Source organism: Dickeya sp. CFBP 2040 (genome assembly GCF_012273755.1).
GTDB lineage: Bacteria > Pseudomonadota > Gammaproteobacteria > Enterobacterales > Enterobacteriaceae > Dickeya > Dickeya poaceiphila.
This window is the reverse complement of the sequence record NZ_JAAVXH010000013.1, coordinates 17520-37358: the sequence shown is the minus strand read 5'-3', so window position 1 is coordinate 37358 and position 19839 is coordinate 17520. Positions and strand designations below refer to the sequence as shown.

At 56.0% G+C, this 19839-nt stretch carries 6 protein-coding genes; all 6 read right to left on the bottom strand.

Annotated features, from left to right (window positions below):
• Positions 1-57 precede the first annotated feature (57 nt).
• Entirely contained in the window at positions 58-5820 is a 5763-nt protein-coding gene (locus Dpoa2040_RS01390) for a non-ribosomal peptide synthetase (RefSeq protein ID WP_168640027.1), read from the bottom strand.
• Entirely contained in the window at positions 5817-9308 is a 3492-nt protein-coding gene (gene solG, locus Dpoa2040_RS01385) for a solanimycin non-ribosomal peptide synthetase SolG (RefSeq protein WP_168640026.1), read from the bottom strand. Before solG ends, Dpoa2040_RS01390 begins: the two co-directional genes overlap by 4 nt.
• A gap of 106 nt (positions 9309-9414) precedes the next feature.
• Positions 9415-16305, bottom strand: a complete 6891-nt coding sequence (locus Dpoa2040_RS01380; protein ID WP_168640025.1) for a non-ribosomal peptide synthetase — start codon at positions 16303-16305, stop codon at positions 9415-9417.
• 3 nt (positions 16306-16308) lie between these two features.
• The gene (fabD, locus tag Dpoa2040_RS01375; RefSeq protein ID WP_071604331.1) at positions 16309-18195 is read right to left on the bottom strand and encodes an ACP S-malonyltransferase; all 1887 of its coding nucleotides are present in this window, start codon (positions 18193-18195) and stop codon (positions 16309-16311) included.
• 71 nt (positions 18196-18266) lie between these two features.
• Positions 18267-18536, bottom strand: coding sequence for an acyl carrier protein (locus Dpoa2040_RS01370; protein WP_042871932.1), 270 nt, complete (start codon positions 18534-18536; stop codon positions 18267-18269).
• 24 nt (positions 18537-18560) lie between these two features.
• The gene (locus Dpoa2040_RS01365) at positions 18561-19805 is read right to left on the bottom strand and encodes an aminotransferase class I/II-fold pyridoxal phosphate-dependent enzyme (protein ID WP_042871934.1); all 1245 of its coding nucleotides are present in this window, start codon (positions 19803-19805) and stop codon (positions 18561-18563) included.
• Positions 19806-19839 lie beyond the last annotated feature (34 nt).

Sequence of the window (19839 nt, the reverse complement as noted above, 5' to 3'; positions counted from 1 at the left end):
GGACAAGCCCTTCTATTCATTCACCTGCTATTCATTCACCTGCTACTCATTCACCTGCTACCTGTCGTTCACCGTAGCGGTTTTGGCGCTATCAGCCTGCACAGACTGCACAAACTGGAGCCACCCTCGCGCCAGTTCAGTCACATGCGGCGCCTTCAACACCGTAAAGTGCTGTGCTGGCCCGGCGATGGTTTCAAGTTTGTCTGCCCAGTAGGCCCATCCTGCCGCATCGTCATATCGACGCTGGCGATCCGCATCAGGCTGTTTCCATGGATCTCGCACCTGAATCAGGTTCACCGGACCGTGGTAGCGCGCGGTCGGTCGATACTGCGTTTGTCTGGCGGCATAAAAGGTTTGCCACGGGCCTTGCAGCAGCCGTGAAGACGAATGGGCCGGAATTTTCCCTGCGCGGTGCAAGTGTTGGTGAACAACAGACAGCATCTGTTCAATGTTGTGGTTGGCGTAAAGCGAGTCATCAATCGCCAGCGCCATCTCTAACGTGAATCCGATGCTCTCAACATACTCGCGCATACAGGTAGCCAGGCTCGGCGTGACGGCGTCTTCCTTGCGGCCAAGAGGCGCTTCGGAATCAATCAACGTCAAAGACGCCACCACACCTCCCTGAGCCGCCAGTCGGCTCGCCATTTCAAAGGCAACCTGCCCACCAAAGGAGTGACCAAGCAGGTGAACAGGCGTCTTCTCATTGATACCCGCCTGACGAAGCGCCGCGAGGTTACGTTCAGCCACCGCTTCAACCGACAGATCAGGCTCGCCGACACCGTCGATCCCTTTCGGCAGCAGGCCATAAACCGGCTGATCGTCAGGCAGTGCCTGTACGAACGGCAGAAAATCCGTCACGCTTGCGCCAGCCCCTGGCACACAAAACAGCGGCGTGACGGCGGCTGTACCTTTTTGCAAGGTGATAAGCGGCTTGAAATCCGCTGTTGATGCAGGCGCTGAACGTGTCGCAGGGCGTTGCACCACATCCAGCTCCGGCCCCTGATGACTGGCCTCATTAAGCGTGCTTATCGGCGCATCCGGGCTGGCGACCATCGCTTCCAATGTAGCGAGATAACCGGCGGCCATACGCTCGGCGGTTTCACGACGGAATAGATCGAGGGCATACTCCAGAATGCCCTCCAGCCCCTGCGGTTCCCCCGTCTCATCGTATTTTTCATACAGCGTGAAATAGAGATCCCACTTGGCATGTCCGCTGTGTACGGGATAAAGCTGCGCGTTCAACCCAGGAACATTGAGGGCTTCCGATGGGGCGTTTTGCAGGATCATCATGGTCTGGTACAGCGGGTAGTGAGACAATGGACGCTCCGGCAGTAACTCACTGACCAGTTTCAGGTAAGGAATATCCTGATGCCCATACGAACTGAGTGCCTGTGCGCGCACCCTTGCGAGTACCTCATTCACGGTGGGTTCGCCGGAGGTATCAACACGCATCACCCACTGCGTCAGGAAGCACCCCACCAGATTATGTAGCGCTTCATCGCTGCGACCGGCTGAAATCGCGCCCAGCGGAATATCGGTGCCTGCGCCAAGCTGGGTGTAATAGATGCCGAGTGCCGCCTGCAATACCATCGACAGCGTCATGTTGCGCTCACGAGCCAACTCACTCAGCCGCTGGTGCAAATCGACATTGATCTGCAACGGCACCAGTTCGCCACGATAGCTGGGTTTAGCCGGACGTGGGTAGTCTTGCGGCAGCGCCAGCGTTTGCGGTACTCCTGCAAGGGTGGTTTTCCAATACGCCAGTTGTTCCGCATACAGGCTGTTCGCATCGTCAGGGGAGCCGAGCAGCTCGCGGTGCCATACCGCATAATCGGCATACTGAACAGGCAGCGGCGTAAACTGCGGTGCATGACCGGCAAGACGCGCCTTGTAGGCCAGAGTGAGATCTCGCGTCAGCGGTGCCAGTGAAAAGGCGTCACAGGCAATATGGTGAAATAGCATCACCAGAATATGTGTTTGTGGCCCTACCCGCAGTATTGACGGACGGAACGGCAAATCTTTCGACAGGTCGAATAATGAGGTAATCGCCGTAAACACCGCCTGTGATACCTGCCCGGCTTCCACTTGCGTGTACGGGACATCGATATGCACCTTAGCAAAGGGTTCGATGACCTGAACCGACTGGCCATCTACCACCGCAAACCGGGTGCGCAGCGGTTCATGTCGTTCCACCAGATCGTACAACGCAGCCGTTAACGCGACCACATCCAGTTCGCCTTCAAGCGAGACCACAATCGGCGTATTAAGTGACGCACCACCACGGACAGTATGCCCCACCCACATCAACTGTTGGCTGTAAGAGATGGGCAGCAGATCCGGTCGCGGTTCCACGCGGGTCAACGGTTTGCGCACTTTGACCTGCTCATCAAGCTGTTTCGCCAGTTTCGCTACCGTCGGGTTTTCAAACAGTAACCGAACCGGCAGTTCAATCCCCAATCGACCACGGATACGAGCGATTAATCCGGTAGCCAGAATGGAATGCCCACCCATTGCAAAGAAGTCATCGTCAATGCCGATTTGCGGCTGCTGGAGTAATTCGGCATACAACTCGCACAGCACCGCTTCGCGCGTATTACGCGGTGCCCGATAGACCGCGGTATCGCTAAATTCCACCGCAGGCAGTGCTTTGCGGTCCACTTTTCCGTTTGCGTTAAGCGGGAATTGCGCCAGCGCAACGATACGTGCCGGCACCATATAGTCGGGCAGGCGTGTACTGAGGTAGTCCTGCAATTCTGCCTCAGAGAACGCCGTCTCAGAGGCCTGCAAACCTGCGCCAACCACGTATGCCACCAGACGCTTGCCGCTGCCGTTATCCACCGCCATCACCAGCGCATTCTCAACCAGCGGATGTTCCGTCAGACGCGTTTCTATCTCACCCAGTTCAATACGAAAACCGCGCAACTTGACCTGTTGATCGTTACGCCCGATAAACAGCACATTGCCGTCGTCCTGATAACGCACCAGATCGCCGGTACGATACAGGCGGGCGTGCGGGTCATCGACAAACGGGTCGGCGACGAAACGCTCGGCGGTCAACTCATCCCGGTTCAGATAGCCAAGCGCAACGCCATCCCCACCGATATACAGCTCGCCGACCGCACCGACGGGCACCGGATGCTGGTGTTTATCCAGCACATAGAGCCGGGTATTGCCGATAGGCCGCCCGATAGGAATGCTGGAGGTGTTATCCACCACATCGTGGATCGGATAAACGGTGGCGAACGTGGTGGTTTCCGTCGGGCCGTAACAATTCACTAATTTCGCCATGGGTGCCGCGCGCAGCACATGGGCGATGATATTGGGATCGACAACATCCCCACCGAAAAACACCGCCTTGAAGCGAGGAAATACCGGTATCAATTCGTTGCAAAGCTGGCTGAACAACCCGATGGTCAACCACACCAGATTGACCTCATGGCGCTCCAGAGTCCGAACCAGTGCAGCCGGATTAAGCAAGGTATCCTGATCGATCACCACGCAGGCACCGCCATTGAGTAACGGTCCCCACATCTCCAGCGTGCTGGCGTCAAAGGCGGTATTGGCATCCAGAGTCATACGCGCGCCAGGCCCAAAGTCGCTAATACCGCTATTGATGACCAGCCGATTGATGGCATAGTGCGGCGTGACGACACCTTTCGGTACTCCGGTGGAGCCGGAGGTGTAAATGATATAGGCTGGGGCACTGGCAGAAATGTGCACCTCAACCGCGTCCGCACTCGCCTTTGCCACCTCCGCGCTATGCACATCGATTACCGGCAGGTTGATATCTGCCGCCAGCACCTGATGCGCATCGCTTATCAGCAAGCGGGCAGAGCAATCTTCAATAATCCATCTCAAGCGTTGTTGCGGCGCCAGTGGGTCCAGCGGCACGTAAGCCGCCCCCGCCTTGAGTATGGCAAGCGTCGCCGCCAGCAAGGCGCTGCCACGCGGCAGCAGCAACGCAACAAAGTCCCCCGGCTGCACCCCTCGCGCAACCAGCACCTGTGCCAGACGGTTGGCACGCTGATCCAGGCTGCTGTAGCTTACCTGCTCGTCCCCCTCGATGACTGCTACCGCGTGCGGGGTCCGTGATGCCTGCTGCTCGAACAGACGGTGAACTGGCGTATCCGCCGGATACGGTACCGTCGTGGCGTTCCAGTCAACCAGCAGTTGGGTACGTTCGCTGGGCGGAAGAATCTCCAGCTCATGCATCGGTGTTGCCGGAGCGTTATCCAGCGCATCAGCCAGGCTTTTCATGGTCTGCTGGAGATAACCCGCAATCCGTTGTGCAGACAACGGCGCTGCCGCAAGCACGTTCAAACGCAACGTCTCACCGAAGTCATCCACTGACACGCTCAACGGGTAATCGGTGCGCTCCTCAAAGCCGTGCCATTCCACCTCATCTCGCTCGCCAGTGGTATCCACGCTTTCGTCTTCAGACTGCTGGTTATGACGGTAGTTGAATAACACATTGAACAACGGGGTTGGCGGTGCAATCCCACTACAGCGTTGAGCCAGACTGAGCGAGGCGTGTTCATGGTCCAGCAATGCCGCCAGACGCTTATGCGTTAAACGCACACTTTCTTCCACGCCAACATGCCCCAAATCAAGGCGGATCGGCAGCGTATTAATGAACGGTCCCATGATCTGGTCGGCCCCTTCCCCGGCCTGTAAACGGCCAAGCAGGATGGTGCCGAACACCACGGTATCGTTGTCGCTGGCGCGCGCCATCACCTGTCCCCACACCAGATGACAGAGGCTACCCATGCTGACGCCGAGACGGCGCGCCTGCGCACGCAAACGTGCGACAACGCCCGGCTCGACATTCTGGCGTAACTCCTTCACCCCAGTGTTATCCGCCGTACCGGCTGACATGCCGAATGCCAGCGTCGGTTCATCAATATCACCCAGCATCTGCCGGAAGAACGTCTCATGCTCCTCCTGCGTCGTCCCGGTGCGCACCTTAGCGATCAGACGGCGGAAGGGTTGCGGCGCAGGCAATATCTGACCACGTCCCATCAGAAAGGCGGTAATGTCCCGGATCATGATCTGCAACGATGTAATATCGTCGATCAGATGATGCAGCAGCATCAGCATCTCAAAACGCCCGGTTTGCGGGTCACGCGCAGTATACAGACTCAGCAGCGGCGCCTGAGTCAGGTCAATACGGTAATGCGATGGGTTATAACGCTCGACCAACTGCGCCATGATCGGGCCATTGGCCGGGTCCAGCTCAACTTCCGTCACCTGCACCGGCGCATTACGCAGCACCACCTGCGCGGTACGCGATACCCCGTGCGAGAAAAATGCCGTGCGCAAAATGTCATGCCGATCCACGGTCTGTTGAACCGCCTCGACATAGCGCGTCATCACCTCACGGTTAGCCAGTGAAATTCGGGCAAACTGTAGGTACGGGTCCCCTTTTTCGCTCAGTTGGTGCAAAAAGAGAATCCCTTCCTGTAACGGCGTCAAGGCATAGATATCCTGCACATTCGCCACGCCACCCGGCACATTGGCAACAATATGCGCAATATCCGCCTGGGTTAGCTCGATCAACGGCAACATATCCGGCGTCAGGTGGGTCGTCTGCGGCGTGATCAGGTTCACCGGCACCCTTGAGCCACCACTCCCGTCTTGCGAGGAGAGCGCTCTTCCCTGGCGCAGGGCGTCAACAAGAGCCGCTTTGTGCTCCCGCAACGCCGCTTTGATATCAGGGGTCAATGACCCCTTTGCTGCCTTGATGACCAGTGCATCACCATCAAGCGATAAGGCGATGTTGGCCTGATCCAGTATCTGCAAAATGTCATCAAAATCAGTCATAATCTCATCTCATCGAGTTCAATGGTACGAGCGGACAGCTCAGCTAACGTCGGGCTATCGAACAGGGCGCGGATCTCCGTGCTCAAATCGCGCTGGCGCAAATGCTCCATCAGTTGCACCGCTAACAGCGAATGCCCACCCAACTCAAAGAAGTTGTCGTGACGTCCGATGCGTTCAACGCCCAGCAGTTCCTGCCACAACTCCGCCATCGCAATTTCAATGTCGCCCTGCGGGGCTTCATAAGCACGACGGGAGAAGGAGGAATCATCAGGCTGCGGCAGCGCCTTACGGTCCAACTTGCCATTAGCAGTCAGCGGCAGTTGATCCAGTTTGACGAATGCCGCAGGCACCATGTATTCCGGCAACTGGGCGGCCAGGCTGCTGCGCCACTGCGCGATATGATCAGAGATACTCACCTCTTCGGCCTGTGCTTGCGCACTGAGCACCACATAGGCCACCAGACGCAAGTCGCCTTGCGCATCAGCGCGCGCCACGACCACCGCTTCGCTGATCGACGGCTGTTTGAGTAACTCAGCGTCAATTTCGCCCAATTCGATACGGAACCCACGAATCTTGACCTGATTATCGTTACGTCCGAGGTACTCGATATCGCCGTTCGCCAGATAACGCGCCACGTCGCCAGTCCGGTACATCCGGGCGTCGGCATCGGCGGCAAACGGGTCGTGAACGAAGCGTTCCGCCGTCAGATCCGGGCGATTGAGGTAGCCACGCGCCACGCCGACACCGCCGATATACAACTCGCCCACGACGCCGCGCGGGACCGGACGCAAATACTGGTCCAGCAAATAGATACGCAGGTTGGCGATAGGACGGCCAATCGGCACTATCGCCGTTTCGGGCAAATCTTTCGGGCAGGTCCAGGCAGTCACGTCGATGGCCGCTTCAGTCGGTCCATACAGGTTGTGTACCGCGGTGTTCGGCAGCAGCTTGTAGCAGCGTGCCACACTGGCGGAACTCAACGCCTCGCCGCTGCACACAATGCGACGCAGCGAACGGCAGGCCGCCACGCTGTCGTTTGCCAGGAACAGGTTCAGCATCGACGGTACAAAGTGCATGGTGGTGATGTTGTTGGCCTGAATCACCTCGGCAAGCGCCTGAGTATCTTTATGTGCACCCGGAGGAGCCATCACCAGCGTTGCGCCGACCGAGAGCGGCCAGAAGAATTCCCACACCGACACGTCAAAGCTGAAGGTGGTTTTTTGCAATACGGCATCACTGCTGTCGAGCTGATACGCATCCTGCATCCACTGCAAACGGTTGATCAGGCCACGGTGTTCGTTTTCCACGCCTTTGGGCTTACCGGTCGAACCGGAGGTGTAGATAACATAGGCAAGATTGCGTGACGTCAGCCCCAGTTCAGCAGGCGACAAGGACTCCTTCGACAACGCAGAATCAGCCAGAGACGCCGCATCCAGCTCCAGCTTAACGATACCGGTGGTATCAAGTTCAGCAGTCACTTCACGGCCACGTTTGTCGAGCAGCAACAGCTTCGGCGCCGAGTCTTGCAGAATGTAGGCTAAGCGCTCCTGCGGATAATCAGGGTCGAGCGGCACATAGGCCCCGCCCGCCTTGATGATACCCATCAACCCCACCACCATCTCGATGCTGCGATCCAGACAGATAGCCACGCGATCATCCGGTTTCACGCCCTGTTGGTGCAGATGATGCGCCAGCTGGTTAGACAGGGCATTCAGCTCTGCGTAGCTCAGTTTACGATCACCAAAGCGCAGTGCCGTGGCTGATGGCGTCCGTTTCACCTGCTCTTCGAACATCTGATGCGTATAGGCAACATCAGGATAAACCTTGTCGGTGTTATTCCATTCGTTCAACAGCAAGTGACGTTCTGAATCAGGCAAAATCGAGATCTGCTGGATCGGCGTATTAGGCGCTTCATTCAGTGCAGTAGAAATATTCTCAAGCGCCTGCTGCGTATAGGCGAACAGCAGTTCAGGGTCCAGAGAGTCCACCACCTGAATATTCAGACCCAGCGCATTGCCGTAGTCATCCACCGACAGGGTAATCGGATACGTGGTGCGTTCTTCAAAACCATCCCACTGATCAGCATCTGGCACCACCACATCCAGCGAACCGCTTTCTGATTCGCGGTTATGACGATAGTTAAACAGGGTGTTAAACAACGGCATCGAACCGCTAATGCCGCTGCAACGCAGCGCCAATGCCAACGACGCATGTTCATGGCTCAGCAATTCCGCCAGGCGTTTGTGCGTGGTGCGCACGCTTTCTTCCACACTGTCGCCATGCATATCAAGGCGGATCGGCAACGTATTAATGAATGGACCCATGATCTGGTCGGCGCCGTCGCCGGCGTGCATACGGCCAAACAAAATCGTACCGAACACCACCGAATCCTGCCCACTGATGCAGGACAGAACTTGTCCCCATGCCAGATGGCAGATACTACCGAGGCTCACCCCCAGCCGACGCGCATGTGCACGCAGGGAATCGTTCAAACGCTGGGGAACCTTACGGTTAACTTCGACTATCTCGAAATCATCCAGCATATTCACCAGGCCGTAAGGCGCAGTGGGTTCATCGATATCGCCCAGCGTTGAGCGGAAATACTGTTCATGTTCCTGCGGACTTTTGCCAAGACGAACCTGCGCAATCAGGCGGCGGAACGGCTGTGCAGGAGGCAGGGTGTGACCACGACCCGCCAGGAAGGTATGAATCTCGGAGGACAGGATCAGCACCGAGGTAATATCATCGATCAGGTGATGCAGCACACGGAACATCTCCCAGCGATCACTGCGCTTGTCATAAGCGACAAAGGCGTGCAGCAACGGCGGTTTAGCCAGATCGATGCTGTAATGTGACGGGTCAAAACGCTCGGCCAGTTGTTCGGCGATAGGGCCATCCGCCGGGTCTAACTCAACGTCCAGCACATGCAGTTTTGCCTGACGCTGCACCACCTGGCACGGGGTCGATACCCCTTCCCAGTAGAAACCGGTACGCATGATATCGTGGCGATCAATCACCTTTTGCACCGCAGCAAGGTAGTTATCTACCTTTTCGCGGCTATCAAACGTCATCTGCCCGGTTTGCAGGTACGGGTCGCCTTTGCTGGCCAGCATATGGTGGAACAAGATCCCTTCCTGCAGCGGTGCCAGCGAGTAGATATCCTGAATATTGCTTACGCCGCCTTCCACCTGTTCGACCACATGGTCGATATCTTTCTGGGTAAAATCGATAAGCGGCAACAGCTCTGGCGTAATGGCTGTTGTCTCAGGCGTAATCTTGTTCGCCGGGACCACTACCTCAAACGCGTTTGACAAGCGTTTCCCATTACGCAGCGCATTCACCATAGTCGCTTTGTGCTCGCGTAACGCGCTTTTAATCTCGCTGGTGAGCGCACCTTTGGCTGAGGTAATAACCAAATCATCGTTATCCAGCGATATCGAGATTTTTGCCTCTTCCAGTGTCACCAGTAATTGTTCGAAATCGCTCATTTTTTATCCTCCGTGATAATAACCTGTAATCGATGGTGATTGACGTCATGCAATGCGACGAAACGGGCAGAGCCGTTTAGCCAAAATGTGGGGAACCGCGTCTTCATCACAGCCGAGTCTCCGCAAGTTCGATGGTTCTGGCTGCAAGGTCTGCCAAAACCGGGGTTTCAAACAGCGTGCGTATCTCGATACTTAGCCCTCTTCGGCGCAACTGCTCAATCAGACGCACGGCTAGCAGCGAATAGCCGCCGAGTTCAAAGAAGTGATCCTGACGCCCGACGCGCTCGATACCCAGTAATTCTTCCCAGATAGACGCCATCGTGACTTCCATATCACCTTGTGGTGGTACATAAGCAGACCGGGCAAAGGACAGCTCATCCGGCGGCACCAGGGCGTTACGGTCTATCTTGCCGTTCGGGGTCAACGGTAACGCTTTGAGGGTGACGAAAGCGGCTGGCACCATGTAATCCGGCAATGCATCCTGCAGATGTGTACGCAATGCCTTACGACTGAAGTGGCTCTGAACCCTCCCTTTAAGCGTTGCGACATGTTCCAGCGCCGCTAACGGGTTTTCAGGCACGAACCAGTCGATCAGACACGCGGCCTCATTCACCCCGGCTTCCTGTAGATTTTCCGCTACCGACATCGCCGATTCCGGCGTACCAATGAATGACAGCTCGCGGGTATAACGCCTGAAAGCGAACTCCAGGATGTTGCGTTTATCGGCATTGGGGAGATTCTCGATGTCAATGTCCTGCTCTTTGAGCCACCCCGACAGCAAGCTGAGGTGTCCTTCCAGATAATCAAGGAACGGCCCTTTCGCCTGATGCAATACCTCGTCCAGATTCTCCCCCAGGTAGGTATGAATCATCACCGTCACGATGCCGGTGCTGGGGTCGAAGCCCGCTTTTTCACGCGCGGCGCGGTATATGGCGATGTTTTGCGTCAGCTTTTCGATATTCTGCGTGAGCAGGTGGGTCAGCAAATGCGCGCCACTGCGGCCTGCATACTCAAAGGTTTCTGGCGCACCAGCAGCCGTTACCCAAATCGGCAGCTCTTTTTGCACCGGCAGGGGATAAATCCGTACCGGGATGTCATTCCCATGGTGATCGCGGCGAGAAACGCTGCCGCCTTGCCACAGCGTTCTCAGCTCCTCAATGCCCTTATTCATCAATTCCCGGCGCTCATCGTAGTTCTGCGGCGCCAGCGCAAAATCCCGTTGATTCCAGCCAGACGCGACGCCGACACCAACACGACCATTCGACAGGTTGTCCACTATCGCCCAGTCTTCGGCCACGCAGAGCGTGTCGTGCAATGGCAACACCACGCTGCCGGAGCGCAGTTGGATGTGGCGTGTTCTGGCCGCCAGCGAGGCGCTTAACAGCGCCGGATTGGCAAACAGCGCCCCAACACTGTGGAAGTGACGTTCCGGCGTCCACACGGCGGTGAAACCGTGTTGGTCGCCAAATTCCGTCACCTCGATGCAATGGTGATACCCTTGCAGGGCATCAGTATGGGCGCCGAAGAAGAACAGGCTAAAATCAAGGCTGCCACGTTGAAGCGATACCTCTTCTTTCGCGTCGTCGGTCGTTCCAGGCACCACATACGCCACCAGGCGCGCCGCGCCGGACATATCTTCTCTGGCAACCACGACCGCTTCACGAACCGAAGGATGGCTCAACAACCGCGCTTCAATTTCCCCCAGCTCGATACGGTGACCGCGTAATTTCAATTGATGGTCGGTACGCCCAAGGAATACCAGGCGGCCATCATCCATAAATTGCGCAAAATCGCCGGTACGATAGAGACGCGCCGCCGGATCGGTTGAGAACGGATCAGGAATAAAACGCTCGGCGGTCAGCTCAGGGCGCTGATGATAACCACGAGCCACCCCGTCCCCCCCGATATACAACTCTCCGATAGCGCCCATCGGCACCGGTTTGCCGTGCTTGTCCAGCAGATAGACTTGCGTGTTGGCAATCGGGTGACCAATCGACTGGTTGTATTGCGTGACATCCCCGGCACCAACGCGATTGCAGGTTGACCACACGGTGGTTTCCGTCGGCCCGTAGAGGTTCCACAACGACTCACCGAATGCATGGAGACGTCGGGCCAAATCACTTGGCAGGGCTTCGCCGCCGCAAAGGATCTTCAGCTGTTGGTGCGGTGTTGAATTGGCATCTACCAGCAAGCGCCAGGTGGTGGGGGTCGCCTGCATAATGGTGATGTTCAGGGTTTGCAACAGCGTCAACAGTGCGTGAGGGTCCATCGCCTGCGTGCGACTCGCCAGTACAATCGACGCGCCCGTCATCAGCGGTAAGTACAGCTCAAGCCCGGCAATATCAAATGAGATACTGGTGACGGAGAGCAAACAATCCTCAACGCCAAGGTTGAACAATGCCTGCATCCCGGTCAGGAAATTCACCACCTGACGGTGTTCAACCATCACGCCTTTCGGCTTACCGGTAGAACCAGAGGTGTAGATCACGTAGGCCAGATGTCTGGCGTTGAGCGTCGCCACATCAGGGTTGCTGTCAGGCCGTGCTGCCCATTGCGCGCCATCATGCTCCAGGTCAACGACCGTGACATCGCTGTTCAGCGCGGAACCAAAGACTTCGCGCCCACGCCGGTCAACCACCAGCACTTTAGGTTTGGCATCGTCGAGAATATAGGCCAGCCGCGTCGCGGGATATTCCGGGTCGAGCGGAATGTAAGCCCCGCCGGCTTTGAGGATCGCCAGCAAGGCGATAAGCATCGTTTCCGTGCGTTCCGTACACAGCGCCACGCAGGTATCCGGCGTAATACCGCAAGCGATCAGATGATGCGCAAGACGGTTGGCGTGCTGATTAAGCTCGGCATAGCTGAGACGAACATCGCCCATTTGCAACGCCAGCGCCTGCGGACGTTGAGCGACCTGCTGCTCGAACAACTGGTGAATCGTCGCCGTTGCCGGGAAAGGCTGCGCCGTATCATTCCAGGTTTTCAACAGTTGCTGACGCTCCTCTGGCGGCAGAATCGCCAGTTCATTCAACCGCATTGGCGCAGCACAAGACGCCGCCTCGGCTTCAAGCGCCTCCACAAGGCTAAGCATACTCTGCTGGAAGTAGCCCATAATGCGCGCACCAGACAGCGATTCAATTACCTGAATGCCGATATCAAATCCATCGTCGGCATCATCAACAGAGACGGCGATAGGATAGTTGGTGCGTTCTTCAAAGCCATGCCACGCCATGCCATCAAATTCAATACTCCCTAACACGTCCATGTCGGTTGGGCGGTTACGGCGGTAGTTGAACACCGCGCTGAACATCGGCGTCGGTGCCACAATCCCGCTGCCTTGTTGTGCGAGCGACAAGGTAGCCTGTTCATGTTTTATCAAGGCGGTAAGACGCTGATGCGCCTGACGCACGGCATCGGTGGCATTAACATCGCCCACATCAAGACGCAGCGGCAGCGTATTGATACAAGGTCCCATGATTTTATCGCTGCTTTCACCGTGCATACGCCCAGACATGACTGTACCGAACACCACGGTATCGCTGCCGCAGGCAGCGCTCAGCACGCGTGCCCAGCTCAAATGACACAAGCTACTCACGCCGACGCCAAGACGGCGGGCCTGAGCACGCAGCCGTTGAGCAAGCGACGCCTCAAGCGGACGCCGTGTTTCAGTGATGCGCTGGCCGTTGAGATGGCCGCTTTTGAGATTAAACGGCACCGATGGTTCAGTGATATCCGCCAGCATCCCGCTGAAAAAAGCCAGTTGCTGCTGGTTATCGCTATAGTGTTGCAAACGCGCCACATGGTGGCGGAACGGCACTGGCGCAGGCAAACCGTCACCCTGGCCGGTGAGGAATGCCTGAATGTCGGAGAGCAAAATCTGCAGTGAGGCAATGTCATCCACCAAATGATGGATATACATCAAGGCTTCCCAGCGTGCCTGCTCGTCGTCATAAGCCACCACCATGTGGACTAACGGCGGTTGGGTAAGATCGATGCGGTGGACAAGCGGATCAAAGCGCGCTTTCATCTGCTCTACCACCGGGCCTTGCCGGGCATCCAGGGTGAGCGTCGTCACGTGCAGACGCGCCTTGCGCAGCACGACCTGTACCGGCGTCTCTACCCCTTCCCAGATAAACGCGGTGCGCAAGATATCATGACGTTCAATCACGCGTTGAACGGCGTCAAGGTATTTATCCAGCGTCTGCTGGTGTGCAAACGACAGATGACCGCACTGTAGGTAAGGATCTCCGGCTTCATCGAACAAATGGTGGAACAGGATGCCTTCCTGCAACGGCGCCAGCGCATAGATATCCTGAATATTGGCAACGCCTCCAGGTATGCGAGCGACGATCTGGTCTATCTGCTGTTCAGACAACGACACCAGCGGGAAATGCGCCGGATGCAGCTCAGTGGTTTCAGGCGTCACCCGATTAGCCGGAACAACGAACGCCTGCGGAGCATCCTCCTCATGGGCCACCTGTAGCGCCAGGTCAGCCAGCACCGGATGTGTGAAAATGGTTGGCACGTCGGTGTAGAGCTTCTGTTCACGCAGCATCGCCTGCAATTGCATCGCCAGCAGAGAATGACCGCCCAGCTCGAAGAAATTGTCCTGCCGACCAACCTGATGCACACCCAAAATCGTCTGCCATAGCTGCGCCAGCACCGTTTCCGTACCCGTGTTGGGGGCTTCAAAATCACGCTGCACGTAAGCACTGTTGTCCGGTAACGGCAAGGCTTTACGATCAATCTTGCCATTGGCGGTCAGCGGCAGTGATTCCATCACCACAAACGCCGCCGGGATCATATAGCTCGGCAGTTGCGTGGCCAGCACCTCGCGCCATTGTGCAATCGCCGCGCTGCCGCCCTCGCCCTCTGGCACCACATAGGCCACCAGACGGGCCTCGCCGCCATCCGGCGTGATACCGATAACCGTCGCGTCTTTGATATGTTCCAGCGCCGCAATACGCGATTCGATTTCGCCAAGCTCGATGCGGTATCCGCTCAGCTTAATTTGGTGATCGCGCCGACCGAGGAACTCGATGCGCCCATCGTCAAACCAGCGTCCGATATCGCCAGTGCGGTAAACCCGGCCTCCGGCAACCCAGGGGTCAGCGATAAACTGCTGAGCCGTCAGCTCAGGACGGTTCATGTACCCGACCGCCACGCCTTCGCCGCCGATCCAGATTTCACCGGCCATACCGGGCGCGCAAAGTTGTCCCAGATTATCGACAACATACATCCGGGTATTGGCAATTGGCCGACCGATGCTCAGGCGAGTGTCCTGCGCTTTCTCAAAGCCACGCATCCAGGCCGACGACATAATGGTGGTTTCTGTCGGGCCGTAGCCATTGATGTAACGGCAGCGCTCGCTCCAGCGCTCAATCAGCCCAAGCGTCGGGGCTGAACCCGCTGTCAGAATGGTCATCCCTTCCGGCACACCGGCGGGATCTAAGTGCGTGAGATACGGCGGCGGAAACGCGGAAAAACGGATTTCGTTTTCAGTCATGTACGCCATCAACGCAGGCGGATTCTGAATCAACGCATTCGACAACAAGTGCAACTCACAGCCGCGTGTCAGGGTGCCGAAAATCTCACCGGCTGACGCATCAAAGGTATAAGGCGCGAACTGGGTAATAGGTTGTCCGACGCTAAAAATACCGATGTGTTCACACCAGGCGCAGAAGTTGATCAGGCTGCGGTGTGCTATCTCCACCCCTTTCGGCGTACCGGTTGTGCCAGAGGTATAGATAATGTAGGCAATGGTGTGCGAATCGACGATGTCGGCGGAGTTATCCTCACGCAACCCGCTATCAGTTTGCGCCTGATCCAGATAATCCTCCACGAACAACAAGGTGCAGCTTTCGTCCTCGCTAAAGTTCGACTGATCAGCCCGGCTGGTCAGCGTCCAACGCACCTTCGCATCGTTGATGATGAACGCGCGGCGCTCAACCGGCGCATCCAGACCGACAGGCACATAAGCGGCACCCAGTTTGATGATACCCAGCATGGCCGCGATCAGGTTCGGCGTTTTATCCATGCTCAGCACGATACGATCACCCTGCGTCACGCCGACACGGCGCAACCCCGCAGCAATCTGTTCCGCACGTCCGGCAAGCTGGCGATAGCTTAACCGCACATCGCCTGCCACCAGCGCGGTGGCATCGTTTCTGGCCGCGACTTGCTCTGCAAACAGCGCATAGAGTGAACGATCCAACGTCACATCGAGTTGCGTCGCATTCCATTCATGAATAACGCGCTCAACTTCCGCGCTATTGAGCAGTGACTGTTCGCCCAGCGTTCGTTCACTGCCCTGCACAAAGCTCGACAGCAACTGCTGCAAGCGATTGAGAATGTTCTGCGCATCGGCATCGCTGATGTCGCCGCTGCGATAATGCAGCGCGAATGACAAGGTCGCCCCGGTCTGCACCATAAGCTGCAACGGTACCTGCACAGTGTGTTTCTTCTCTACGTCTTGCTCGTCATGCACACTGATCAGTGACTCGAAAAGCGCCGGGGTTGATGAAGCACCGGCACTGTGCGAAAGCGCATCCGGCATCAGGTCGGCATGACGCTGGTGCTGCTCAAACATGGATGCAAGATCGTTAAACCAGTCGCGCAACGCCAGACCCGCATCAAGATGCAGGCGCAGCGGCAAGTCGTGACTTTTCCCCGCATCATGGGCATTAAACCGCTTGCCAAACAGCACCTCATCTTCACCGCTGTATTTGCTCAACAACAGGCTCCACGCCGCCGTAATCAGCACATCCCAGGTGGTGGACTCACGCTGCACCAGCGCCAGCAATGCGTTACTCAGCGCCGGTTCAACGCGGGAGATGAGCACACGCGCTTCCTGCGCAGCAGAAGATGGCGTCTCGCTCTCAGTGGCATTAGCCAGACTGGCATTTGCCGTTTTTTGTGCCCCGGCAAGATATTGCTGCCAATAGGTCGCGGCAGATTCCTTACGCGACAACAACATCGTGTCCTGCATGATAGTCATTAGTCATGCTCCTTCTGTCACAACGTGCCGGGAATGGTTTTTTAAAACACTCAGCAAGTTGGATACACTTTCGGCGTTCCTGCCGAATTGATTGATAATCGCAGCGTGCTGAAAGCGCGTTGCAAAGCCATATTTGATAAACGTTGACAGCGTGCCTGTTGGGCTGAGATCAACAAAAAATGTCTGATTTTTCTCACCGAACGCCTGCATCAAACCGTAGAAATCAACGGGTTCACGCAATACTCGCCAGAAGTACTCGTTATCCCATCGTTCAACCGTTGTCCCTGACATGGCGGAATACACCGGCATCCTGGGGGCGCTTTTCGGCAAGGTGTCGACTAATGCACGGAAATCCTGCTCAATAACCGCGATCCCTGACGAGTGAAACGGTTGCTCGACAGGCAACAGCATTGAGTTAATATCCTGTTGAGCCAGACGTGTTTTCAGCGCCGACAGGCTTGCCATATCACCACTCACCACGAAGTTATTCTGGAAATTAATGCTGGCTAATTCGGTTCCCTGATACAGCCCGGCATGGGACTGGAAGTGCGCCACCGGAGCCAGCACACTCATCATCCCGCCGCCTGCGGTTTTCTCACCCAGCAAGTTCGCCTGAGACACCACCAGTTTCATGGCATCATCAAGCGTCAGTACACCGGCAACCACCGCGGCGATGCACTCGCCGAGGCTATACCCCAGCACGGCATCAGGTTCGATCCCCTCGGCTTTGAGCATACCGGTCAGACTGACGCCAACACTGAGCAACGCCACATTGGATAGCGCCACATCAGAGAGTTGCAGATGACGATGAGCATCGTCATACAGCGTCTCCAGCAGGCTGTAGCCGGTGTGTTTACGACACAGAGCATCACAGATGTCCATCTGGCTGCGAAACGTGCTGTTACGGCGATACAGCTCATGACCCATGCCGTAATACTGCGCACCTTGCCCACCAAACATAAACACCACAGCAGGGTTGGAAACCGCTACGGCGGGGGCGCCGGCAACGTTGTTGACCGCAGGCTCATGCGAAAGCGTCATCGGCTGCGCTTTTATTTTCGCAAACAGGCTGGTGAGTACCTGCCCTGGCCCAATTTCGTGCAGTTTGACGTCGCCAGACAGCAGCAGCCGGGAGATACTTTCGTACCAGCGGACTGGATGACTTATCTGGCTCGTCAACAGTTCAAGGTAATCAGATGTTGGATAATCGAGCGCTGTGTAGTTAGAAATCACCCGCGCATTGAGCGGGTTAAATGTAAAACGACGAGCAAATTCAGCAAACTGCGCTTCGATATCACGCATATAACGGGAGTGAAACGCCGCACTCACGTTCAGCTTGATATAACGCGCACCCGCCTCGGTAAACAGTGATTCACAGGCAACAATGTCGTCATAAAGTCCCGAAATGACGATTTGTTGCGCACAGTTGATGTTGGCGATATCAATGCCGCTAAACGGTGACGAAGCAAGCAGTTCCGTCACCCGATTGAGATCGATGCCCAGGATAGCGGCCATCGCACCGCGCGGCGCTTTCGACATCAGCAGACCGCGCTCTCTCACCAGTGCGACGCCCGTGGCAAAATCAAACGCCCCCGCCGCAAACAGCGCGGCAAACTCCCCCAGGCTATGACCGGCGTAGCAATCCGGCGCTTCCACGCCGTCTTGTCGATTGGCGAGAACACCGAGCGCTGAGACAACAAACAAAGCTGGCTGGGTGAACTCCGTTTCACCAAGTACACCTTGAGGATCGTTAAGGCACAACTCGCGTATGGAGAAACCGAGCACCTCATCGGCTTCGTTGACGAGTTCGGGGAAACGCTCGAACAGCGCTTTCCCCATCCCTTTCTGCTGCGATCCCTGACCAGGAAATACCCAAATTGAAGAAGACATAAATCCCCTATTACTGTTCCCTAGGATTGTCACGTAACGTTGCTTGTCTATCCCACCAACGGCTTGCCGATTCAGGATTTGATCGCTTCTGCCGGCAGATGAGCTTCAATCGTGCTGATCAGGTCGCCAAGCGTGTAAATACCGCGCTTATCGCCGTCATTCACCTTGATGTTGAGCCGCTTCTCAATCTCGTACCAGGATTCGAGCATTTCGACCGAATCCACACCGAGTTCACCACCGATAAATGCCTCCAGATCCACGACATCAGGCGTAAACCCGGTATTCTTGATGCCATTGATAATGTCGAGGACAACAGCGAGAGTGTCTTTCTGGGCGTCCATTTTTAATCTCCTTCATCTAATCCATTAGAGCGCATCAAACTCGCGCGCAATCTCAGTGAGAATCTCAACGACGTGATCGATCTCTTCTCTGGTATGAGAAGACATCACAGAGAAACGCAGGCGTTCTTTATCAGGCGGAACCATCGGGTATTCCATGATATTGGCGAACACGCCGCGTTCAAAAAGACAGCGGTTGATGTTGCCCACCACAAAGGGTTTCTTGAAGAAAACCGGGATAATCCCTGATTCTCCGCGCAGGATGTTAAAGCCTTGGGTTTCCAATTGATCCTGCATGTAACGTACATTTTCATGCAGACGTTCAATACGCTCCGGCTCGCGTTCCATCACGTCCATTGCTGCGGAAATCGCCGCAATCGTCGGTTGTGCCAAACCAGAGGTAAACAGATAAGGGTAAGAGAAGTTGCGCAGCATAAAGATATGCTCACGGCTGCCGGAAATGAAAGCGCCCTGCGCACCTAGTGATTTGCTGCAGGTGGACATACGCAAATCAACCTGACCTATCAGATCCAAATGCTCAAGCGTCCCTTTACCGGTGCGCCCTAAGGTGCCCAGACCATGCGCGTCATCGAGAATGGTGACGATATCGTTCGCCCGGCAAATCTCAATGTAACGTTTGAGATCGATGATCGAACCATCGGTAGAACGCACCCCTTCAACCGTGGAAAAAATTTGTGTCTGAGGTTTCAAACGCGCCCGAATTTTCGGCAGCATGGCTTCAAACTCATCCAGACGTTCCGGGTCAAAGGTAAAGAACGGCACGTTAGTCATTTTGATGGCGTTGATCACGCTGGCATGACTGTTCTGGTCATAGATGATGACGTCATTACGATTCATCAGCCCGTTAACCCAGCACAGGTTTGCCATATAGCCACTCGGCAGCAGTACCGCATCTTCATGGCCGGCTAATGCCGCCAGACGCAACTCAAGATCACGATGTTGCTTGGTATAACCAGAAAACGCCGGTGAACCGCCAGTGCCAATACCGTATTTTTCTACCGCTTCAACCACCTTGCTTTTGACGTAAGGATGGTTAGCCAGACCAAGATAACTGTTCGAGCCGAACACCAGAACATTTCGGAACTCATCGCTATGCAGGTCTTTGTATTCCATACGCGCATCGACCGGTCCCATGCCTTGACGGCTGAACATGAAACCTTTCTCTAATTCTTTGAGATAAGTGTCATAACGTAATTTTACGCGTTCTTTGAAAGGCTTACGCTCAAGTTCGACCAGATCATGAAAATCCATTATAAAAACCTCCTTGGTTAGTTATTCTCTCTAG